At 48.3% G+C, this 21,477-nt stretch carries 21 protein-coding genes and 1 other annotated feature; of the genes, 3 read left to right on the top strand and 18 right to left on the bottom strand.

All coding sequences use genetic code 11. The features are described from left to right. The first annotated feature begins 23 nt into the window (after positions 1-23). Positions 24-142, top strand: a sequence feature (Phe leader region). 37 nt (positions 143-179) lie between these two features. Further along, on the top strand, positions 180-2,180 hold the full coding sequence (locus tag B5P39_RS03735) for a chorismate mutase (protein WP_088210511.1): 2,001 nt from the start codon (positions 180-182) through the stop codon (positions 2,178-2,180). A 144-nt stretch (positions 2,181-2,324) separates the two neighbouring features. Here B5P39_RS03735 and B5P39_RS03730 read toward each other — a convergent pair whose 3' ends face one another. From B5P39_RS03730 to ffh, 11 genes are all read right to left on the bottom strand, one after another. Further along, entirely contained in the window at positions 2,325-3,629 is a 1,305-nt protein-coding gene (locus B5P39_RS03730) for a cation:proton antiporter (RefSeq protein ID WP_088210510.1), read from the bottom strand. Between the two features lie 45 nt (positions 3,630-3,674). Further along, positions 3,675-4,010, bottom strand: coding sequence for a hypothetical protein (locus B5P39_RS03725; RefSeq protein WP_011623581.1), 336 nt, complete (start codon positions 4,008-4,010; stop codon positions 3,675-3,677). Positions 4,011-4,439: 429 nt separating this feature from the next. After that, positions 4,440-5,552, bottom strand: a complete 1,113-nt coding sequence (locus B5P39_RS03720) for a hybrid-cluster NAD(P)-dependent oxidoreductase (protein ID WP_088210769.1) — start codon at positions 5,550-5,552, stop codon at positions 4,440-4,442. 80 nt (positions 5,553-5,632) lie between these two features. Further along, complete coding sequence (gene hcp / locus B5P39_RS03715; RefSeq protein WP_088210509.1) at positions 5,633-7,297, bottom strand: hydroxylamine reductase; 1,665 nt, start codon at positions 7,295-7,297, stop codon at positions 5,633-5,635. Between the two features lie 216 nt (positions 7,298-7,513). Continuing rightward, a complete protein-coding gene (tyrA, locus tag B5P39_RS03710) occupies positions 7,514-8,653 on the bottom strand; it encodes a bifunctional chorismate mutase/prephenate dehydrogenase (protein ID WP_088210508.1) in 1,140 nt (379 codons plus the stop codon). A 61-nt stretch (positions 8,654-8,714) separates the two neighbouring features. Next, a complete protein-coding gene (locus tag B5P39_RS03705; RefSeq protein ID WP_088210507.1) occupies positions 8,715-9,806 on the bottom strand; it encodes a 3-deoxy-7-phosphoheptulonate synthase in 1,092 nt (363 codons plus the stop codon). 297 nt (positions 9,807-10,103) lie between these two features. Continuing rightward, the gene (rplS, locus tag B5P39_RS03700; protein WP_006080791.1) at positions 10,104-10,457 is read right to left on the bottom strand and encodes a 50S ribosomal protein L19; all 354 of its coding nucleotides are present in this window, start codon (positions 10,455-10,457) and stop codon (positions 10,104-10,106) included. Positions 10,458-10,491: 34 nt separating this feature from the next. After that, on the bottom strand, positions 10,492-11,238 hold the full coding sequence (trmD, locus tag B5P39_RS03695; protein ID WP_088210506.1) for a tRNA (guanosine(37)-N1)-methyltransferase TrmD: 747 nt from the start codon (positions 11,236-11,238) through the stop codon (positions 10,492-10,494). Between the two features lie 15 nt (positions 11,239-11,253). Further along, positions 11,254-11,784, bottom strand: coding sequence for a ribosome maturation factor RimM (gene rimM, locus B5P39_RS03690; RefSeq protein WP_011717865.1), 531 nt, complete (start codon positions 11,782-11,784; stop codon positions 11,254-11,256). Between the two features lie 20 nt (positions 11,785-11,804). Further along, entirely contained in the window at positions 11,805-12,053 is a 249-nt protein-coding gene (rpsP, locus tag B5P39_RS03685; protein ID WP_011071566.1) for a 30S ribosomal protein S16, read from the bottom strand. A 218-nt stretch (positions 12,054-12,271) separates the two neighbouring features. Beyond that, on the bottom strand, positions 12,272-13,645 hold the full coding sequence (gene ffh / locus B5P39_RS03680) for a signal recognition particle protein (RefSeq protein ID WP_011623589.1): 1,374 nt from the start codon (positions 13,643-13,645) through the stop codon (positions 12,272-12,274). A 288-nt stretch (positions 13,646-13,933) separates the two neighbouring features. Between ffh and B5P39_RS03675 the strand changes: the two genes are divergently transcribed. Continuing rightward, positions 13,934-14,722: a cytochrome C assembly family protein gene (locus B5P39_RS03675; RefSeq protein ID WP_011717866.1), complete on the top strand. Its 789-nt coding sequence runs from the start codon at positions 13,934-13,936 to the stop codon at positions 14,720-14,722. 101 nt (positions 14,723-14,823) lie between these two features. Continuing rightward, positions 14,824-16,095: an HlyC/CorC family transporter gene (locus tag B5P39_RS03670; RefSeq protein ID WP_088210505.1), complete on the top strand. Its 1,272-nt coding sequence runs from the start codon at positions 14,824-14,826 to the stop codon at positions 16,093-16,095. Between the two features lie 66 nt (positions 16,096-16,161). On the opposite strand, the gene B5P39_RS03665 is transcribed toward B5P39_RS03670, so the two are convergent. From B5P39_RS03665 to lepB, 7 genes are all read right to left on the bottom strand, one after another. After that, positions 16,162-16,698 (bottom strand): Mpo1 family 2-hydroxy fatty acid dioxygenase, encoded by a 537-nt coding sequence (locus tag B5P39_RS03665; protein ID WP_088210504.1) that lies wholly within the window; start codon positions 16,696-16,698, stop codon positions 16,162-16,164. Between the two features lie 170 nt (positions 16,699-16,868). Beyond that, positions 16,869-17,252 (bottom strand): holo-ACP synthase, encoded by a 384-nt coding sequence (acpS, locus tag B5P39_RS03660; RefSeq protein ID WP_011623594.1) that lies wholly within the window; start codon positions 17,250-17,252, stop codon positions 16,869-16,871. Beyond that, entirely contained in the window at positions 17,252-17,989 is a 738-nt protein-coding gene (pdxJ, locus tag B5P39_RS03655) for a pyridoxine 5'-phosphate synthase (protein WP_088210503.1), read from the bottom strand. Before pdxJ ends, acpS begins: the two co-directional genes overlap by 1 nt. Positions 17,990-18,078: 89 nt before the next feature. Next, positions 18,079-18,780, bottom strand: a complete 702-nt coding sequence (recO, locus tag B5P39_RS03650) for a DNA repair protein RecO (protein ID WP_088210502.1) — start codon at positions 18,778-18,780, stop codon at positions 18,079-18,081. Between the two features lie 49 nt (positions 18,781-18,829). Continuing rightward, positions 18,830-19,849 carry a GTPase Era gene (gene era / locus B5P39_RS03645; protein WP_011623597.1) on the bottom strand — a complete coding sequence of 340 codons (1,020 nt, stop codon included), beginning with the start codon at positions 19,847-19,849 and terminating at the stop codon, positions 18,830-18,832. Then, positions 19,846-20,526, bottom strand: coding sequence for a ribonuclease III (rnc, locus tag B5P39_RS03640; protein WP_011626882.1), 681 nt, complete (start codon positions 20,524-20,526; stop codon positions 19,846-19,848). Before rnc ends, era begins: the two co-directional genes overlap by 4 nt. 1 nt (position 20,527) lies before the next feature. Beyond that, positions 20,528-21,445 carry a signal peptidase I gene (lepB, locus tag B5P39_RS03635; RefSeq protein ID WP_011623599.1) on the bottom strand — a complete coding sequence of 306 codons (918 nt, stop codon included), beginning with the start codon at positions 21,443-21,445 and terminating at the stop codon, positions 20,528-20,530. Between the last annotated feature and the right edge of the window lie 32 nt (positions 21,446-21,477).

The raw sequence follows: 21,477 nt of genomic DNA, 5'->3' as shown, positions 1-21,477 counted from the left end.
CGCCCTTTAGTTTTACTCCCTATGAAAACAAATACCGCAGCTTTTTTTACTTTCTTTTTTACACCCCCACTCTAGGAGGCGGATTTACTGTGTAAAAACGAAAGTAAAAATCCAAAGCCTCCCACTGGGAGGCTTTTTCGTCTTAAACGCTCGATAATACGGTGGCAAATGAGGTCAGAATGCAAAAACCACAGCCTTTAAATCAAACGCGAGAACAAATTACTCACCTCGACAATGAGCTTCTCTCGTTACTCGCCGAACGTCGACGCCTAAGCCTTGAAGTGGCCCGCAGTAAAGAAGTGGATGTGAGACCCATTCGCGACACCCAAAGGGAAAAAGAACTGCTGGCAAGATTAGTCACCGCTGGCCGAGAAAAAGGCTTAGATGCCCATTACGTGATTTCACTTTATCAAAGCATTATCGAAGACTCAGTCCTCAACCAGCAGGCTTATCTCCACGGCCGCGCCAATCCAGAAACGCAAAAACAACAATACTGTATCGCTTACCTTGGCGCCCGCGGCTCCTACTCTTACCTAGCCGCCTCTCGCTATTGCCAACGTCGTCAGGTTGAGATGCTCGACTTAGGCTGCCAAAGTTTCGATGAGATTGTCCAAGCGGTTGAGTCAGGCCACGCCGACTATGGCTTTTTGCCGATTGAAAACACTTCGTCCGGCTCAATCAACGAAGTATATGACGTGCTGCAACATACGAGCCTCTCCATCGTTGGCGAGACAACTATCGAAGTCAGCCATTGTTTGTTGGGCAAACCGGGCAGCAAACTGAGTGATATCAAAACCGTCTACGCCCATCCGCAGCCAATCAGTCAGTGCAGCCGTTATCTGAGCCAGCACAAAGACTTAAGACTGGAATATTGCTCAAGCAGCGCCGAAGCAATGGAGAAGGTCAATCAATCTGCCGACAATAGCGCCGCTGCAATTGGTAGCACTGAAGGTGGCGCGCTGTACCAACTCGAGTCGATTGAGTCGGGTCTTGCGAACCAAAAAATTAACCAGAGTCGCTTTATCGTGGTGGCTCGAAAAGCCGTAGCCGTACCCGAGCAACTGCCTGCCAAAACCACCCTGATTATGGCCACTGGCCAAAAGGCTGGCGCCTTGGTTGAAGCCCTATTGGTGCTCAAGGCGCATCAGCTGAATATGAGCAAACTTGAATCTCGCCCTATTCCTGGCACGCCGTGGGAAGAAATGTTCTATCTGGATATCGATGCCAATATCTCCAGCGAAGCCATGCAGCAAGGGCTCAAGCAGCTCGAGAGGATCACGCGTTTTATCAAAGTATTAGGATGTTACCCCTGTGAAACCGTCAAACCGACACAACTCAGTAATAGCCAATTACTTATCGAGCCGAGCACCTCAAAAGCTGAGGTGATAAGTACGATGAGCCTTGATCCGTCTCCCTATCGCTTCAGTAAGGCGTACAAGGCGCAGGCGAGTGAAATTCACTGCGGCCCCTTTACCATTGGCGCAGGCCATATTGGTGCCATTGCCAAGATCACGCTGAGTAAAAGCCTGCTGCTAGAGTCGTCACAGGCCGCCTTATCCGCCTTTGAGCGCAGAGTAAAACAGCTAAAAGAAGCGGGTTTTCAAGCGGTAATTTTAGACGGATGCCACTCACTCGCCTCGGCCGAAGCTATCATCCCTAAGCTGCGCCAAACCCTGCATCAGTATGATTTGCTTTGTGTCATCGCCATCGAACAGGCGACGGACATGCCATTGGCGACTGGTCATGCCGACATGTTGTTCTTAACGGGCAAACAAATGTTTAATCAGGCTTTACTCACTCAGGCAGGCACCTTGCCGATCCCGCTATTCCTCGAACGTAACGATATGGCAAGTTATGAGGAGTTTATGGCGGCAACGGAGGCGATTTTAAGTCAAGGTAACCAACAGCTTATCCTATGTGACTCTGGCATTCGTACCTATAACAATGCCAACTTACCCACCTTGGATTTAGCAAGCCTTATCCAAATTAAGGCCAATAGTCATCTCCCCATTGTGATTAACCCTTGTTATGCCATCAGCGAAGATGCGCTGCCACTGCAAACTCAAGGGATTAAACAGCTCAAAGCCGATGGCCTAGTGCTGAATTGCCCCCTCGAGGAAGATAAAGCAAATGATTCATTAGCATTGATGGCCGAAGTCGTGAGGGAGTTGTATCGTTAATTTGAGCGTATAACGATACTGAGGAACATATACAGCCACGAATATCGTGGCTGTTTTGTTTAGAACTTAGGATTTATTGCTGTGGATTTAGGACTGTAGATTTAGCGCTTAAGGTTTTCCCCCTCAAGGTTAAACTCTGCTAACCTAGGTCCGCTCAGGCGCAATCTGGTGATTAGCCTCTGTTGCCACCGCATTACTGCGACGAATTAACCCCGTCATACTCGAGCCCTGCACTAGGATTGAAAAGACCACCACAGCATAGGTCATCACGAGCAGTAGCTCACGCAGCTCGACACCGCTTTGTGAATCGATAATCACACCCTCGGGTAAACTCATCGCCATGGCCAAGGCTAAACCGCCTCTGAGCCCGCCCCAAATAAGTATCGACTCGGCATAGGGATTGTAAGACTTCACTAACCTAAATCCGATATAGGGCAAAAATACACTCACCGCCCGCGCCGTTAACACCAGAGGAATAGCCACTAACATAAACCACCATAATGGCGCCTTAAAGGTGACGAGCAAGAGTAATAATCCGAGCAGAAGGAACAACAGCGCATTAAAGAAGGATTCAATCAGCGACCAAAAAGTGTAGAGTTTCACCCGCTCATGGCGCACAAAATACTTAGGCACGCTGTAGTTACCGATAATCATCCCTGCACTAACCATCGCCAGCGGCCCCGATACCCCTAACACTTCGGCTATGACATAACCCGCCGTCGGGATCAGCAAAGTGACCAGCATCAACTGGGTTTCTTCCTCACAGTAGCGAAAGAAATGGTGCAACAATACGCCGAGCACGGCGCCATAAACGACGCCCCCGAGTGCCTCTTGGACAAACAATAGCGAGATTTGCGAGAAGGTCAGCGGCTCAGTTGAAAAAGCCAGATGGGAGATGGCCACAAAAATCACCAGCCCTATGCCATCGTTAAAGAGCGACTCCCCTTCTACCTGAATGGCAATATCTTCGGGCGCGCCCATCTTCTTCAGAATGGCTAACACGGCAATTGGATCTGTGGGTGAAATCAAGGCGCCAAAGAGCAAACAATGGCTTAAGGCCAAGGGTAATCCCAGCATGGGAGCAATGTAGTAAAGCAAACCACCGACGATAAAAGTCGAGAGCAAGGTACTGACAAAGGCAAGAATGAGAATTTCCCATTTCTGATGCCTTAAGATTTTTAAGCGGATCTGCAATGCCCCGGCAAACAAGAGAAAACCTAACATGCCATTGAGCAATAGCGCCTGAAAGTCGAGCTTCTCCAGCCCCGCCACAAAGTAACCATAAACATGGCCGTCAAGCGCTTTACCCCCCAGTAAAAGTAACAGGCTCATGCCCAACGCCAATGCGGTAATGGCGACGGTTTCTTGCAGCTTATGTAAACGCGAGGATGCCACAGACGTGACTAAGGCTAACGCACAGAGAATACAGAGAATTTGATAACTAGTCATAAGAGTCTCTAATCACCCTAAGATGAAGAGACTCTAGCACAAGTTTTAGACTTCTAAACCATCCAACAGACTTAGCCAGCCTTTAATAATCCGATGGCAAAACCAAATGATACCAAAGAGATAAATCGAAAGGCTGAGCCAAGTGATGGGCAGGCAATAGCCCAACACCAACAGACCAAGAAATATCACATTGGAGTGACGTTGCCAGCGTAGATGTGATGCCAGCAAGGCATTACCTTGCGTATGTCGTTGAGACAAGTTGATAAATAGGCTCAGCAATACCGGCAGCAGTAACAGCGGAAAGCCTGACATTAAGGCGTAAAGCAAATGGCCTAAGCTGCGATCTTCAATTTTTGCGGCATATGTGGTTGTCGTTGTCATTGAGAGACTCCAGCCAGACGATGGGACAGGGCTTTACTCCGCCCTCGTCTTTAACCTTACGTTCTCGCAGACATAATCGCAACTAAGGCGCAAAAATATTTCCACGCTAGATCTTTTAAACCACCGATGCTTTGGATCAACCTATGCCCTTCAAAGGCTAGGGCATGTTGACGTTTCGAGATTAGATTTTGTTCGTTCTGGCAAGCACGTGCTCGCGAAACGAGGAATGATGTGTAGTTATTCTACTCAAATGACGAGTGACAAAGAGCAAGGGCTTGCCAGACGAACCCTTCGGGCAGCATTTGGCTGGCTTTTCTGCCGCGTTATCGTCCGTTTATGTAGAATAACTACACTGCACGGACTTTGCCTTGCATAAAAACCAGCCAAATTGCTGCAAAAATAACCCTGAAACGTCAACACGCCCTAATGTCAGGTCAAAGACAGCGTCACATCCGACTTGAGTTTAGTCGAGCAAGCTAACACATATCCGGCTTCGATTTCGGTAGGTGTTAAGGTCATACTGCTTGTGGACTCAGTCTCCCCTTCGAGCACTTGGCATTTGCACGCGCCGCATACGCCCGAACGGCAGGCCGCAATAATCGGTAAGCCTTCGGCTTCAATCCCCTCAAGCAAGGTTTGCTCGGCCGTTAAAGCCCGCTTTTTATCACCAATGGATAACATAAAGCTGTTACTGCCACTAACAGGAGCTTCAGCCTGCATTTCAGCCTGTTTTACGCGACTTTGCGCCTCTTTCACCGCAGTGGCAAAACTCTCGTGATACAGCTGAGTCATATCGAAGTTAAGCTCAGCTAGAATCGTTTTGACCGCCTGCATATAAGGCTCTGGGCCGCACAAAAACACGGTTCGCTCGGCAAAATCGGGCACTAAATCTCGTAGATTGTCGGCACTTAAACGGCCGACATCATGTAATACCGCCTCGGGATGCCAAGCCGTGTCAGCGGTGACATCCTCAACAATATAACGCAGCTTAAAATCTCGATGGCGCGTAGCCATGGTCTCTAATGAGGTTTTAAAAATAATATCGGCTTGGGTGCGAGCGCTATGCACAAAGGCAATGTCGGCATTCATTTGGCTGTCGGTTAAATAACGCGACATCGAATACATGGGCGTAATCCCACAGCCAGCACTCAAAAATAGGTATTTTTTGGCAGGAATATCAAACAGATTAAACTGCCCCGTTGGCGGCAGGACTCGTACCGTTTGCCCCGGTTGTAAATGATCAATCAAGTAATTCGACACCAGTCCGCCATCGACTCGCTTAATGGTTAACATTAAGGAATAGGGTCTCGAAGGGGTTGAGGACAAGGTGTAACTGCGGTAAGCCTGCTCACCGTTGATCTCTAGCACTAAGGTCATAAATTGCCCCGGCTTATAATCAAACTTCATCGGCTCACCCGCTTGAAAGCGAAAACTCACAACATCGGCGGTTTCGTTCCAGCGCTCCACACACACTAACTGGCTAAAGCCCACAACACTTGCAGGCGCAGAAGATAAAACGGGACTTGGCATGATATTTTGCATAGTACTGATATTCATCGTCTTTGTATCCATAACACTGCGGCTTTAGCGCAAAGCCGCAGTGACTCCATGCATCAATCGGCCTAGGCCACGTTCAGCATGGTCTTCAGATCGGCTTCAACTGTGGTGGTGTTACGCAAACCAAATTTTTCTTCCAAAATTTTGGCAAGATTGGCCGTTAAAAACGCTGGCGGCGTTGGGCCGGTGCGGATGTTTTTCACCCCGAGCGATAACAGCGTCAGCAGCACGACAATGGCTTTTTGCTCAAACCATGAAAGGACGAGATTCAATGGTAATTCATTGATATCGCATTCAAAGATTTGTGATAGCGCGATAGCCAACTGAATAGCCGAATAGGCATCGTTACATTGGCCAATGTCGAGTAAGCGCGGAATACCGTTGATATCGCCAAATTCCAACTTGTTGAATTTGTACTTACCACAACCTAAGGTCAGGATAACGGAATCCTTCGGCGCCGATTTCGCTAAATCGGTGAAATAACTCCGCTCCGACTTATCACCATCACAGCCACCGACCAAGAAGAAGTGTTTGATAGAACCGTTTTTCACGTTTTCCACCACAGTCGGCGCCGCGGCCATTAAGGCATTTCGGGCAAAACCGATAGTGATATTGTGTGGGATTTCATCGTATTGGAAACCATCGAGTGCGAGCGCCTTATCGATCACAACTGAAAAATCATCCCCAATTACATGGGTCACACCTGGCCAACCCACGATACTGCGGGTAAAGATACGGTCACTGTATTGGCCCACATTCGGGTCGATAATACAGTTTGAGGTCATCACTACGGCGCCGGGGAAATTAGCGAATTCTTTTTGCTGGTTCTGCCAGGCACTGCCGTAGTTACCCACTAAATGGGCGTATTTTTTAAAGGCGGGATACGCCAGCGCAGGCAGCATTTCGCCATGGGTATAAACATTAATGCCCTTGCCCGCCGTTTGCTCGAGGATAAGCTCTAAGTCCTTCATATCATGGCCAGAAACCAGAATCGCTTTGCCTTTAACGGCTTTAGTATTGACGACAGTCGGTTCTGGATGACCAAAGGCTTCGGTCTCGCCCGCATCGAGCATCGCCATGATGCGGTAGTTCAGTTGACCAATATCCATGGCCGTGGTGAACAGTTTGTCAGCATCGACACTCGGCTCACCGAGAAACGCCATAATCTCATGGAAGCGACCAGCAATCTCAGCATCAGTTTTACCTAAAACACGGGCGTGTTCCATGTAAGCCGCCGCCCCTTTAAGGCCATATAAGCACAGTAGTCTCAGCCCAAGGATATCTTCGTGGACTTCATTTTTATCTTTATTGAGTAAGGCGACTGGTGCTTGAGACAACATTTCAGGCTTACTCGTGCCCAATACAAATTGCGCCACAGGCGGGAGCGATTCTGCCTGTTTACCCGCAGCTTCACACGCCGCTTCATAGGCATTTTTTAAACTTTCACGGTATTCAGCCGCCTGCTTGGCATAGGCGATGATGCGTTCATCATCGAAGTTGACGTTGGTTAGGGTCGAGAAAAAAGCTTTAGGAACAAAGGTATCCACCTCAGGGTTAATGACGCCCAGTTCACGCGCCTTAGTCGCATACACTGAAACACCTTGCAGCATATAGATTAACAAGTCTTGCAGGTCCGAGGTCGCGGCCAATTTGCCACACATGCCTTGGGCATAGCTACAACCGTTGCCAGCTGGGGTACGAATAGTTTGCTCACACTGAATACAAAACATGGATAGACTCCTAATTTAAATTCATGCTTTATTTTTGCATGTTTAAAATAAGTCTACCGAAACCGTAAATAAGCGATAGCCTTTTCTTGGCTCGAATGCGAAATCTTAGAGAGAGATCACCTTCAGTAATTGCTAATTAACACAGTGATGCCCGCCTGAAAAACCTAAAAAAAATGCCCATCAAAGATGGGCATTTTATGGCTAACTTATTCATTATCAGTTTGTTTTCATATCACTGACCGATTGCAGCATCATGCGGCTTTCACGCTGAAACTGCGGTGCAAAATCACCAAACCATTTTGCCACCGTTTGGAACTGGCTGATAAACGCGTCCCTATCGCCCCGTTTCAGTAGCTCTAATGCCTCGCGGTAGTTATCCAAATAATCGCCAATCGCATGCTGACTATCCTGCTGGGCAAAAATAATATCGGCATAAAGTTCTGGGCTTTGGGCAAACAAACGCCCAACCATGGCGAGTTCTAAGCGATAGATAGGTGAGCTAAATTGCAGCAGGGTTTCAATATCCGCCTCTTCTTTGCAAAGATTCAAACCATACACAAAGGTCGAGAAGTGGCGCATCGCCTGCACCAACTGCATCGCATTATCGTGACGCTCAGGCTCAGCTTCGACAATCCGCGCCCCCCAAATCCCAATTTGTTCGAGCAGCCATTGGTATTTATCGGCTTCGCGGCCATGGCACACCACCACCACCTGCTTAGCCAAACTGCCGACATCCGGGCCAAACATGGGATGAAACCCGACAACAGGCCCCTTATGAGCGGCCAACATGGCATTCATGGGTTCAGTCTTGATCGAGGTTAAGTCGGCTAAGATACATTCCTGCGGTAATTGGGTCAGTTTCTCACGGATAATGTCGCAGGTGATGGCGATAGGCACAGTCACCAATACTAATCCGGCGTCGGCAAATAAGGTTTCCGCTTGCTGCCAGTCGTCTTTATCCAGCACTTTAACTTGGTAACCCGAGAGCGACAGCATTTGTTGAAACAGTCCACCAAGCTGACCCTTACCACCAACAATCACAACCGAGCCGAGATCGTTTTTGACTTGCTTAAAGCCGACATCCTTCTCGTTGAGATAGGACTCACGCATCAAGCGGCGCAAAATATCTTCAATCAGTTGCGGCGCAATGCCCATGTTTTTGGCTTCTTCGCGGCGTTTTGCCAACATTGCCGCTTCACGTTGCGGCGCATAAATCGGCAGGCCTGCGGCGTGTTTAACTGTGCCCACCTGCGCAACTAAATCTAAGCGTTTACGCAGTAAATGCAGCAATTGCTGGTCGACACCATCGATAAGTCCGCGAAGGTGTTCTAATTCAGTTGTGGTTTTTTCGTTCATCTTATCAGTCCACTACACACCTAAGTCAGGTGTTTAAACATTCGGCTCTTAAGATTGACTCTTAAGCATTGGCCACTTTGAGCATATCGAAACGCGTTGCTAATACCGAAGATAACTTCGATGCGCCCGCACGTAAAACGCTTTCGGTCTTTTCCCAATTAATACAGGAGTCTGTCACAGAAACCCCATAGGCCAGTTCGCTCAATGGTTTATCACAACTTTGATTACCTTCGTTTAAATGGCTTTCTAACATCACGCCAATGATGGACTTATTGCCGTTGTAGATTTGGGTAAATACATCCTCACACACTGGGACTTGCCTGGTGTAATCCTTAGAGGAATTACCATGGCTGCAATCGATGATAAGGCGCGCATTGAGTTTGGCCTTATGTAACTGCGCCTCACATTCGGCGACGCTCTTAGCATCGTAGTTTGGCGTTGCGCCGCCGCGGAGGATCACATGCCCATCTGGATTTCCCGCGGTTTGCAATAACGCCACTTGGCCCTGTTGGTTAATCCCCATAAATCTGTGGCTACTGGCCGCCGATTTCAGCGCGTTAATGGCTACATCAAGCTTACCGTCTGTGCCATTTTTAAAGCCAACGGGCATAGATAAACCCGACGCCATTTCCCTGTGGGTTTGCGACTCAGTAGTACGAGCACCAATGGCTGACCAAGTCACTAATTCTGAGATGTACTGCGGGCTGATAGGATCGAGCGCTTCGGTTGCCACAGGCAGTTCGAGTTCGGCCAACCAAATCATCAGCTCACGGGCCATCTTTAAGCCCTTCTCGACATCGAAGGATTCGTCCATATCAGGGTCGTTAATCATCCCCTTCCAACCCACTGTGGTACGTGGCTTCTCAAAGTACACTCGCATCAAGATGTAAAACTCATCGCTGAGTTCATCGTGTAATTTTTTAAGCTTTAAGGCGTATTCCTTGGCGGCATCGATATCATGGATAGAACAAGGCCCAGTGACGATAAGCACGCGGTTATCGCGCTTATGGACAATATCCGCCACGGTTTTGCGTGCATTGAGGATATAACGATACGCGTGCTCAGAGAGTGGCAGAGCCGCTTTTAGCTCCTGCGGTGTAATAAGAACTTTCTCTGAACTGATGTGTACGTTATTGATCGTATCCTGTTGCATGCTTACCACCTAAAACTGAAGTCATATCCCCATGTGAACAGGAGTCTGGATCTCAAACCGCTGCGGGGAAGAATAAATAGCCGAGGCCACCATGTAATATTGTAATGATACACCATTACAACGAGCGACCAATATGCCTATTAATTGGCAGAAGATCAAGGAAGAATTTAATAAAATCGGCACTTAACCCGAAACGCACTCGAAATGGCTAAAAAGACAAACTGCAGGCAACAAAAAACCGCCACGAGGGCGGTTTTCTGTGCGAACACTACGTCTTGTTTTCTGTAGCGGGTACTATTACTTAGTAGCCAGCTTTTCACGGATACGTGCAGATTTACCTGAACGATCACGTAAGTAGTACAGTTTGGCGCGACGAACGCGGCCACGACGCTTAACTTCAATGCTAGCGATCAGAGGGCTGTGCGTTTGGAATGCACGCTCAACACCTTCGCCATTAGAGATTTTACGTACTGTGAATGCAGAGTGCAGACCACGGTTACGTTTAGCAATTACAACGCCTTCGAAAGCCTGTAAACGCTCTTTATCACCTTCTTTAACACGAACCTGAACTACTACTGTATCACCAGCACCAAACGCAGGTACGTCTTGTTTCATTTGCTCATCGTTGAGCATTTTAATGATGTTGTTCATAACTTACTCCGTTCTAGAATTAACTGAGCTACGACTAAGCATTCTTGTCCATTGCTTCAACGAACTGCGCTAAAAGAGTCGATTGTTCGTCAGTCAGAGCTAGATTTTCAAATAATTCTGGCCGTCTTAGAAAAGTCCTACCAAGGCTTTGCTGCAAACGCCAGAGTCTAATTTGTTCGTGGTTGCCACTTAGCAGTACTGCGGGTACATCGAGTCCATCTAAGCTTTCAGGGCGCGTGTAATGAGGACAGTCCAGTAAACCGTCGGAGAAAGAATCTTGCTCCGCCGAAGCTTGTTTTCCTAGCACGCCAGGAACCAATCTCGATACTGCATCTATCAAGGTCATTGCAGGTAATTCGCCGCCCGAAAGCACGTAATCCCCAACCGACCATTCTTCATCCACTTCCGTTTGAATGATGCGTTCATCAATACCTTCGTATCGACCACACACCAGAATCAACCGGGATGATTCAGCCAACTCAGTAACGCCTTGCTGATCCAGCTTGCGTCCTTGAGGTGACAAGTAAATCACCTTTGCCTCTTCGCCTGCCGCCGCTTTCGCAGCATGGATGGCATCGCGTAAGGGTTGCACCATCATCAACATTCCGGGACCACCGCCGTAAGGCCTGTCATCTACCGTACTGTGTTTATCATGGGTGAAATCGCGAGGATTCCACGTGTGCAACTCAAGCAGACCGTTCTTCACGGCACGACCCGTAACCCCAAAGTCTGTTACGGCACGAAACATTTCTGGGAACAGGGTAATTACCCCTAACCACATATGTTGTACCTCGACTTAAAAGTCAGGATCCCAATCCACTAAAATCTGTTTACCTTGGACATCCACCTTTAAGATGAATTGTCCTGGGACAAAGGGAAGCATACGTTCCACTTTGCCGAAGCTATCTTTCGCATTGGCTTTCACTAAGAGCACGTCGTTCGAACCGGTTTCCACGATTTGATCGACAACACCCATGTTGTAGCCATTGGTATTAATCACTTCACAACCGATGAGGTCACGCCAATAGAACTCGTCTTCTGGCAAATCGTTCATCTGCTCTGGCAGGATCCCAATTTCGCAATTGGTGAGCATTTGTGCTCGCTCCCGCGTGGTGACACCTTCAAGCTCGGCGACAACCGCCTTACCTTGGTAACGCCACTGAATGACTTTTACTTCGCGCCATTCACCATTTTCTTTAATAAGCCAAGGTGAATAGTCAAAGATACCTTCAACAGAATCGGTATAGGCGGTGATTTTCAGCCAACCTTTAATGCCATGACAGGAGCCTAATTTCCCCAGTACGACTGGCTGTTGGTTACTGCTCATCAATCTATACCTTAACGCTATTAAGCAGCTGCTTTAGCGTCTTTGATCAATTTTGCTACGCGATCAGTTGTCGCAGCGCCGTTCGCAACCCAGTGCTCAACGCGAGCTAGGTCTAAACGTAAAGTTTCTTCTTGGCCACGAGCCAATGGGTTGAAGAAACCGACACGCTCAATGAAACGACCGTCACGAGCGTTACGGCTGTCAGCAACAACGATGTTGTAAAATGGACGCTTTTTAGCGCCACCACGAGCTAAACGAATGGTAACCATGCGTTTTCAATCCTCTAATGATTTGCTTGAAGCAAAAATAAAAACTGGAACCCCGTGTTCGCGAAGAGTCCCAGATAGAAAGCCGGAAGATTTTACCTGACTTTTCAACGAATGCAACCAAATCTGGCGATTATTAAACCTGCCTTAGGATTGCCCGCCTCATTTCAAATAGAATCAACCAACTGATAAAACATCAACTTTGATGAAAATCGCCGGAATTAACGGCCTGGAAATTTCATGCCGCCAGGCATCATGCCACGCATTCCGCGCATCATCTTCTGGATGCCGCCCTTGGCCGACATCTTTTTCATCATCTTTTGCATTTGGGTAAACTGTTTCAATAAACGATTCACGTCTTGAATTTGCGTACCAGAACCCGCAGCGATACGGCGCTTACGTGAGCCCTTGATTAAATCGGGGTTTTTGCGCTCTTTGGCCGTCATTGAGTTAATGATGGCTTCCATTTGACGGGTCATTTTACCGTCTTGGATTTGCGCTAAGGCATCGGGTGGCAATTGACCCACACCGGGCAGCTTTTCAATCATGCTCATCATGCCGCCCATGTTTTTCATCTGCTGTAGCTGCTCGCGGAAATCTTCGAGATCAAAACTTCCGCCCTGCTTCACTTTGGAAGCCAGCTTCATCGCTTTGTCTTTATCGACACCGCGCTCAACTTCTTCGATAAGCGATAATACATCGCCCATGCCGAGAATACGTGAAGCGATACGGTCTGGATGGAAAGGCTCTAAGGCATCGGTCTTCTCGCCAACACCAAGGAATTTAATCGGCTTGCCGGTAATATGACGAATCGATAATGCCGCACCGCCGCGCGCATCACCGTCGACCTTAGTTAAAATCACACCGGTGAGCGGCAGCGCTTCGTTAAAGGCTTTAGCCGTGTTTGCCGCGTCTTGACCCGTCATGGCATCGACCACGAACAGTGTCTCAATCGGTTTAACCGCCGCGTGCAACGCCTTGATTTCATCCATCATGGCTTCATCGACGTGCAGACGGCCCGCAGTGTCGAGGATCACCACATCGATAAATTTAAGCTTAGCGTGGGCAATGGCCGCCTTGGCGATATCGATTGGCTTTTGGCTCACATCCGATGGGAAAAACTCCACATCGACTTCGGTCGCTAAGGTTTCTAGCTGCTTAATCGCTGCAGGGCGGTAAACGTCGGCACTGACGACCAGAACCGATTTCTTATGGCGCGTACGCAGCAGCTTACCTAATTTGGCAACGCTGGTCGTTTTACCCGCACCTTGAAGACCCGCCATCATCACCACCGCAGGCGGCTGAGTGGCTAAATCCAGAGCTTGGTTTGCCTCGCCCATGGATTTTTCAAGTTCACTTTGAACAATCTTAATAAAGGCTTGACCAGGACTTAAGCTCTTCGCCACTTCCTGACCAACGGCACGTTCTTTTACATTGTTAACGAATTCACGCACCACAGGCAGGGCAACATCGGCCTCCAGCAGCGCCATACGCACTTCGCGCAGGGTTTCCTTAACGTTTTCTTCGGTTAAGCGACCACGGCCACTGATATTTTTCAGCGTGCGTGACAGTCTGTCGGTTAGATTCTCAAACATCGTCCTGCTCTATACCTTTAGGATCTCGATTAATGGGCTGTATTATAACGATGCGGGCGCATTATGCTACTGCTATGCCCTACTTGCGTTAACTTCGGCAACTAACCTGCTTTAGGTCATATTTTGCGATTCGCCTACGACTATTTACGTCTAACAATAAGAATCTGCTAAATTTTGCAACTTATGTCACTGCCCATTTGCCGACGGCTCATGTTATTCTAGGCAAAATATTGATCTGTATGCCCCGTTTTCAAGGCACCATTAACAACACAAATAGGTTAATTACCCATGGTCATTTTTTCTGCCTCAGCCATGTTTTTTTATTGCATCGCATTGGTATTAGTGACAAGTCGACTGTTCCATCCTGAAGGCCCTAATCGAAAGGCCGTTGCCGGTGTCGCCGCCATCGCCGTGATTTTGCACGCTGCCGCCCTTTCTCAAGCGATTTTTACAACCGATGGACAAAACTTCAGCCTCACTAATGTGATCTCGTTAGTGAACTGGATCATCGCCTTCACCTTTACCGTGATGATGTTTAGGCTAAAAGTGATTGTGGTTGTGCCCGTGGTTTACGCCTGTTCTGTGCTCTCTGTAGCCCTACTCTGGTTATTGCCGCCTAAGTTTATTACTCACTTTGAACTGTACCCTGAGGTCTTGGCCCACGTAGTGCTCTCACTTATGGCATACAGCGCCCTGATGATCGCCGCCCTGTACGCGATTCAGCTGGCGATGATCCAAAATAAACTCAAGAAGAAACAATTAATGCTAAGCCCAGGCATTCCGCCGCTGATGACGGTAGAAAAACAGCTCTATCATCTTGTGATTATTGGCGTAATTTTACTGAGTTTATCCCTCGCCACTGGTTTTATCTTCCTCGATGATATGTTTGCCGATGGCAAAGGCCATAAGGCGATTCTGTCTATCATCGCGTGGTTTGTGTACATCGCCATGTTATGGCAGCAGTATTGGGTTGGCTGTAAAATTCGCACCGCGGTCATTTACACCTTAACCGGCGCGACCTTGTTATCCTTAGCTTATTTTGGCGCTCGGATTGTCAAAGAGTTAATTCTTAGTTAATAATTTCGAGTCAGCTTAGGCGCTAATTCCCTGAGCTGACTTGACACCCCGTTTATTTCTCGGTATCAACTTAACCTTATCGGCCTGATTGGAGCCTATTTTTGGACGCTATATCGACAAGCGCACTCCTCATTTTCTTGCTGGTGCTTATTCTCATCTCAGCCTACTTTTCGGGCTCAGAAACCGCCATGATGACCCTTAACCGTTATCGCTTAAGACATCTCGCCTCCAACGGTCACAAAGGGGCGCAGCGTGCACTGCAACTTCTCGATCGTCCAGATAAGCTGATTGGTGTGATCCTCATCGGCAACAACCTCGTTAATATCCTAGCGGCCCAGGTCGCTACCATTATAGGCATGCGTTTATACGGCGAGATGGGCTTAGCCATTGCCACTGGTGTATTAACCCTGTTAGTACTGGTCTTTGCCGAAGTGACACCCAAAACCTTGGCGGCGCTGCACCCTGAACCTATCGCCTTCCCCTCCAGTTTTTTACTGCGCTGGTTACTCGTGATTCTGTCGCCATTAGTGCGCATCATGAACATCATCACCTCATCCTTGTTGCGCCTGATTGGGGTGCATTCGGTCAAGACTAATGAGGCCCTCAGCCAAGAGGAGCTTCGCACCGTAGTGCATGAGGCTGGCGCCTTGATCCCCCAACGCCACCAAGAAATGCTGCTATCGATTCTCGATTTAGAAAAAGTGACCGTTGAAGACATCATGGTGCCGCGCTCGGATATCTACGCGATTAACGTCAACGATGACTTTAAGTTTATCAATCGCCAAGTGATCCAAAGCCCGCATACTCGAGTGTTGGTATACCGAGATACCATTGACGATGCCGTTGGTTTTATTCATCTGCGTGACGCGCTGCGTCTGCAATCAAAAGAGCAGTTCAGTAAATCCTCATTGCTACGTGCGGTAAAAGAACTCTACTTTATTCCCGAAGGTACGCCGCTCAACGTGCAATTAGCCAACTTTCAGCACAATAAGGAGCGCATCGGCCTAGTGGTCGATGAATACGGTGATATTCAAGGATTGGTGACACTCGAAGATATTCTCGAAGAAATTGTCGGCGACTTCACTACCTCTATGCTAGCCACACCGAGTGAAGATATTACAGCACAACAGGATGGAAGCTACTTAGTCGATGCCAGTATCACTATCCGTGATTTGAATAAAGAAATGAAATGGGATTTCCCAACCGATGGCCCTAAAACCCTCAATGGCCTGATCTTAGAGTATTTAGAGGATATCCCCGCCGAGAACACTAGCCTGCGCCTAGCGGGTTACCCATTAGAAGTCATTGAAGTTGCTGACAATATGGTCAAAACAGTACGTATCATTCCGCAGCATTATCAGTCTCCACGCTAACGTTCCCATATAAAAAATCGGCTGAATCCAAATGGAATTCAGCCGATTCTCCTCTCCCCCAAGAAATTATTTAACGCTTTGCGTCTTTAGACGTGCTTCGAGTGCTCGGCGCTTTTCGATAGCGATAGGTGTAATCTCGGCGTCTAACTCCTTTTCCAACCCCAAGATAAAATACACTTCGGCCATTAAGAAGAACGGGCCAATTAACAGTTGGTTTAAATCGTCCACAAAAGCGGGTTTGGCCTTCTCGTATTGATGGCCAATCAACTGAAAAATCCATCCCACGATAAATACCGATATAGCCAACCAGAAGGCGTTGGGAGAATCTGCCATTAGCTCAGTGGTATATACGACGGGGGCGATAAATAAAGCTAGGCCAATCGCTAACTTCGCATGTAAGCGAAAGTAATAAACCAACACACCAGCCCCTAAAATCACACCTAAACTCACATCACTCGCGCCGCCAAGTGGAATACGGATAGTCGCTAGTAATAGAAAAGCAGACCATATAATCAATGGGATACCAACGAAATGGGTTAGTATATTGCGCTGATTCAAATGCACACTCTTATAGGTTGATAGCTGCTCTACGGCGGATTTCATCTGGGGCTCCTTTTGCTGTGTCCCTGCAAATTAGTGTCTAGATACCACTTTTGACCTAACCTAGCCCAAAAATACGAGACTGAACAGTAAAAAGTAACAAAAATGTTGCTAGGTTTTTTGAGGCAGTAAAAAAGGGAGCTAAGGCTCCCTTTATGGTAACGGGTAACAGATTAGCGAGATTCAAGGATAACCGTCGCAATGGCGTAGGATTTTTCATCCGCGATTGAAATGTGCCCGACCACGCCGTTGAGCAAGGCTAAACGCTGCTGCGCCCCTTGTGTAAAATCAATCGTCGGCGCACCATCGGGCGTATTCCCAATGTGGATATGCTGAAAAGACACCCCTCGACCAATCCCCGTCCCCAAGGCTTTAGCTGCGGCCTCTTTGGCGGCAAAACGTTTAGCCAAATAGCGACTCGGTTGGCTATGCTGTTGATAGATATCGAACTCAGCCTCTGTCAGTACACGTTTGGCCAGCTTATCGCCGGAACGTGCTACATGGGCAGTGATACGCTCGATTTCAACTATGTCAGTGCCAAGCCCAACGATTGCCATTATTCGCCTCGACGACCTTCTAACATCAGCGCTTTCATGTCTTTAACCGCTGTCACTAAGCCATCAATGGCCGCACGCGCGACAATGGCATGGCCAATATTGAGTTCATACAGCTCTGGGATCGCCGCAATCGGCTTAACATTGTGATAATGCAGCCCGTGGCCCGCATTCACGACTAAGCCTTTGCCATGGGCGTATTTCGCCATTTCGCTGATACGTGCAAGCTCTTTGGCTTCTTCTTCAGCTGTTTTAGCGTCGGCATAGCAACCGGTATGGATTTCGATAAGTGGCGCGCCAGAGGCGACGGCGGCATCGATTTGCGTCTTATCGGCATCGATAAACAGTGACACTTGAATACCATTGGCGGCTAAACGGCTTACCGCGGCAGTGATTTTATCTAGTTGACCAGCCACATCTAAACCACCTTCAGTCGTCACTTCTTGACGTTTTTCAGGGACTAAGCAAACGTAGGTCGGTTTGACTTCGCAGGCGATGTTGAGCATTTCCTCTGTCACGGCACATTCAAAGTTCATCCGCGTCTTTAAGGTTTTTGCCAACAGATACACATCGCGGTCGATAATATGACGTCTGTCTTCCCGTAAATGAATCGTGATACCGTCGGCACCCGCATGCTCGGCAACCGCCGCCGCATGGACAGGATCAGGATAACTGGTGCCGCGAGCCTGACGCAGGGTCGCAATATGGTCGATATTAACACCCAATAAGATACGGCTCATCGGGAACTCCTTTATGTTTGTAAGGCTAGAATTAACGCTGATTTGCGCCCTATTGTACTGGGACAGACAGTAAAAAACAGGAGCTAGGGCTAATTATTCCCATCTCTGCTTGAGGCGGTTGCTTGAATAAATAGCTGCCGACTCACCAGCGGCTTATTTCCGAGCAAGGGTTGCAGCATAGACCGCATCAATCGTTTGGCCTCTAAAAACTGTTCTTGCAACAATTGATTATCGTTAAGAGCGGTTAACATCGCGCCTTGATAGGTATGCTTTGCCCTGCTGTTCAGCACAAATTGAAAGCCCAGTTCTGGCACGAGCTGATAGTAATGCTCAGGGATCAGCGGTTCGCCCTGGGTATCGCGGATAAGGGATGGCATAGCCCCGAGTTCCCGCAAAAGCGCCAGCTCAAGGTAGCGCAGCTTCGACTCACAGAATTGCGCTGCGAGCCCGACCAAGGCTTGATGGTAGATGAGGAATAACGCCTCGGCATTATGGTGAACCGACAGGGTACGCATCAGCAACTCATTGATATACATGCCGGCATACAGGCTGTAACCCGATAAAGGCACGGCTGGCGCGGCCGCTTCAATTTGGCTGATGTTTTTGAGTTCAGACTTACCGCTAAATTCAAAAATCAGCGGCTGAAAAGGTTGGAGAATACTTTTGATGGAGCGTTTACCGCTCCCGACTCGCGCGACAGCATCGACACGACCAATACCGTCAACCAAGAGATTGACCAGCGCGCTAGACTCCCGGTAAGGGCGATGATGCAAAACATACCCCCGTTTCATCGGTCTGCGCGCTCGTTCATGGTAAGGCTCGGCCTATCATCAGTAACGATTAATCGTCACCATAGCCTAAGCTTCGCAGGGCGCGTTCATCATCGGCCCAACCGGATTTGACCTTCACCCACACTTCGAGGAACACTTTGTTATCAAACAAGGTTTCCATATCGAGGCGCGCTTGCGTGGCGATGGTACGAATGCGCTCACCTTTGCTACCAATCACCATCCGCTTTTGGCCTTCGCGCTCAACCAAGATCAGGGCGTTGATTTGATAAACGCCGTTTTCCATCATCTTAAACTGCTCGATTTCAACCGTCGCATCGTAGGGCAATTCATCACCTAAAAAGCGCATCAGTTTTTCACGGACAATTTCAGAAGCCATAAAACGTTGCGAACGGTCGGTCACATAATCTTCTGGGAAGAAGAAGGGATTCTCGGGCAGAGACTCTGCCGCCATCTCTAAAATGCGCTTAACGTTAGTGCCCTTGCTGGCAGAAATCGGCAGAATTTCATCGAAGGGGTACTTCTTGGCCACTTCTTCCAAATAAGGGAAAAGGGCTTCTTTGTCTTTGATATTATCGACTTTGTTGATGGCTAACACAGTTTTACGCTCTTCACCGCCACGGCGAAGTTTGCTTAACACCATTTCATCATCGGCGGTCCATGTCATACCATCGACCACAAAAATCACCATAGACACATCGGCAAGCGAGCTCGCCGCCGCGCGGTTCATCAAACGGTTAATCGCACGCTGCTCTTCAATATGCAGACCCGGTGTGTCGATAAACACGATTTGACGCGGGCCATCGGTATGGATCCCCATGATACGATGACGCGTCGTTTGCGGCTTTTTCGAGGTAATACTGATCTTTTGCCCAAGCAAACGGTTCAGCAGGGTCGATTTACCCACGTTAGGGCGGCCAATAATGGCCACCATGCCACAGTAGGTCACATCATAGTGAACAGACGGCGCCGCCGCGCTCGCTGCATTCATCCTTGCCAGTAATTCATCTAAGCTCGGCTCATTGCTCGCGTTAGCGGCATCGACAGCTGGCAAGTCTGTTTTTTTGGTCATTTCTTCAGTAACTCCAATACTTGAGCCGCGGCAATCTGCTCGGCTTTACGGCGCGAACTCGCTACGCCAATCACGCTTTCGCTCAAGTCATCTATACGACATTCAACGGTGAATGTTTGATCGTGGGCATCGCCTTCTATGTTGATTACTTGGTAATCGGGTAGCGGTTTCTTTAACCCTTGTAAATATTCTTGCAGTAAGGTTTTCGCGTCTTTTTGATTCACACCGGGTTGGATCTCGGCCAAACGCTCGGCGTACCAATGCAGTAATAACTTACGGCACACTTCGAGATCGGAATCTAAGTAGATTGCGCCGATAATCGCCTCGACCGCATCGGCCAAGATGGACTCACGTCTAAAACCACCGCTCTTTAACTCGCCGGGGCCTAAGAATAAATAATCCCCAAGCTTAAAGGCCTTAGCAATCAAGGTGAGCGTATCACCACGCACTAAGGTCGCGCGCATCCGGCTCAAGTCACCCTCAGTCGCCTTAGGAAACTGATGGTATAAGGCATCAGAAATCACAATCGATAAAATCGAATCGCCTAAAAACTCTAACCGCTCGTTGTGCTTATTTGCCGCACTTCTGTGGGTCAATGCTTGGGTGAGAAGCTCAAGGTTCTTGAACTCATAGCCCAAAGTACGACACAAACGTGGCAAATTTTTAATCGGTTCCATACTAGTGAATTCCACCTACTCGTTCAAAACGTACTCCACTTGGCACCCAAGTTGGCAGGAAGTCGGCTTTAGAACGGTCAAACTCAAAACTAATCCAGATAGCGACCGCTTTACCCACAAGATTTTCTTCTGGGACAAAGCCCCAGAAACGGCTGTCGGTACTGTTATCCCGGTTGTCACCCATCGCAAAATAATGGCCTTCTGGTACAAGGAACTCACCCGCAGGTAAGTTCGCTTCACGCTTGAAGTATCCCAGCATATCGGGGCGGCTTGGATTGATTAAAATATCGTGGGCCACTTCACCGAGTTGTTCTTTAAAACGAATTAATGGCACACCATCTTGACTGAAATCACCACGGCTGATTTCGGTACGCGCCACCAGTTCTGGCTCAGGGCAATGGGTTTGCTCGGCGCCACAGGCTTTTTGGATCATCAACTGCTTGTTGCGGTAGATAATCCGATCGCCCGGTAAACCCACCACGCGCTTGATGTAGTCAATCTGAGGGTTCTCAGGATATTTAAACACAATCACATCGCCACGTTTCGGCTCGCCCGTTTCAATCAGTTTAGTGCGCCATACGGGATCTTTTAGGCCATAGCTAAACTTTTCCACCAGAATAAAGTCACCCACCAACAGGGTTGGCATCATAGAGCCTGAGGGAATTTGGAATGGTTCGTAAATAAACGAGCGCAGGATCAACACAAAGGCAATCACAGGGAAGATGGAGTGCGCGGTTTCAACCACTGTGGGTTCGCGGATGATGTTATATTCAGCTTCCTCGGTTAAATTAGCCTGCGAAGCCTTGGCTAAGGCTAAGCTTTCGCGGCGTTTAGGCGCAAATACCAGCACATCGATTAACCAGATCAACCCAGAAATCAGGGTGACTAGCACTAAAATAATGGAAAAATAGGCTGCCATTGCTTATTGAACTCCTGCCTTGAAATGTAAAG

Origin of the sequence: Shewanella sp. Shew256 (genome assembly GCF_002196695.1) — a bacterium.
GTDB lineage: Bacteria > Pseudomonadota > Gammaproteobacteria > Enterobacterales > Shewanellaceae > Shewanella > Shewanella mangrovisoli.
The sequence above is the reverse complement of the archived record's forward strand: the minus strand, read 5'-3'. Positions and strand labels throughout refer to the sequence as shown.

Excerpts from the sequence above, each read along its gene's own strand:
- B5P39_RS03735 (WP_088210511.1), top strand. The coding sequence starts at position 180 with ATGCAAAAACCACAGCCTTTAAATCAAACGCGAGAACAAATTACTCAC.
- B5P39_RS03730 (WP_088210510.1), bottom strand. The coding sequence starts at position 3,629 with ATGACTAGTTATCAAATTCTCTGTATTCTCTGTGCGTTAGCCTTAGTC.
- B5P39_RS03725 (WP_011623581.1), bottom strand. The coding sequence starts at position 4,010 with ATGACAACGACAACCACATATGCCGCAAAAATTGAAGATCGCAGCTTA.
- B5P39_RS03720 (WP_088210769.1), bottom strand. The coding sequence starts at position 5,552 with ATGCAAAATATCATGCCAAGTCCCGTTTTATCTTCTGCGCCTGCAAGT.
- hcp (WP_088210509.1), bottom strand. The coding sequence starts at position 7,297 with ATGTTTTGTATTCAGTGTGAGCAAACTATTCGTACCCCAGCTGGCAAC.
- tyrA (WP_088210508.1), bottom strand. The coding sequence starts at position 8,653 with ATGAACGAAAAAACCACAACTGAATTAGAACACCTTCGCGGACTTATC.
- B5P39_RS03705 (WP_088210507.1), bottom strand. The coding sequence starts at position 9,806 with ATGCAACAGGATACGATCAATAACGTACACATCAGTTCAGAGAAAGTT.
- rplS (WP_006080791.1), bottom strand. The coding sequence starts at position 10,457 with ATGAACAACATCATTAAAATGCTCAACGATGAGCAAATGAAACAAGAC.
- trmD (WP_088210506.1), bottom strand. The coding sequence starts at position 11,238 with ATGTGGTTAGGGGTAATTACCCTGTTCCCAGAAATGTTTCGTGCCGTA.
- rimM (WP_011717865.1), bottom strand. The coding sequence starts at position 11,784 with ATGAGCAGTAACCAACAGCCAGTCGTACTGGGGAAATTAGGCTCCTGT.
- rpsP (WP_011071566.1), bottom strand. The coding sequence starts at position 12,053 with ATGGTTACCATTCGTTTAGCTCGTGGTGGCGCTAAAAAGCGTCCATTT.
- ffh (WP_011623589.1), bottom strand. The coding sequence starts at position 13,645 with ATGTTTGAGAATCTAACCGACAGACTGTCACGCACGCTGAAAAATATC.
- B5P39_RS03675 (WP_011717866.1), top strand. The coding sequence starts at position 13,934 with ATGGTCATTTTTTCTGCCTCAGCCATGTTTTTTTATTGCATCGCATTG.
- B5P39_RS03665 (WP_088210504.1), bottom strand. The coding sequence starts at position 16,698 with ATGAAATCCGCCGTAGAGCAGCTATCAACCTATAAGAGTGTGCATTTG.
- acpS (WP_011623594.1), bottom strand. The coding sequence starts at position 17,252 with ATGGCAATCGTTGGGCTTGGCACTGACATAGTTGAAATCGAGCGTATC.
- pdxJ (WP_088210503.1), bottom strand. The coding sequence starts at position 17,989 with ATGAGCCGTATCTTATTGGGTGTTAATATCGACCATATTGCGACCCTG.
- recO (WP_088210502.1), bottom strand. The coding sequence starts at position 18,780 with ATGAAACGGGGGTATGTTTTGCATCATCGCCCTTACCGGGAGTCTAGC.
- era (WP_011623597.1), bottom strand. The coding sequence starts at position 19,849 with ATGACCAAAAAAACAGACTTGCCAGCTGTCGATGCCGCTAACGCGAGC.
- rnc (WP_011626882.1), bottom strand. The coding sequence starts at position 20,526 with ATGGAACCGATTAAAAATTTGCCACGTTTGTGTCGTACTTTGGGCTAT.
- lepB (WP_011623599.1), bottom strand. The coding sequence starts at position 21,445 with ATGGCAGCCTATTTTTCCATTATTTTAGTGCTAGTCACCCTGATTTCT.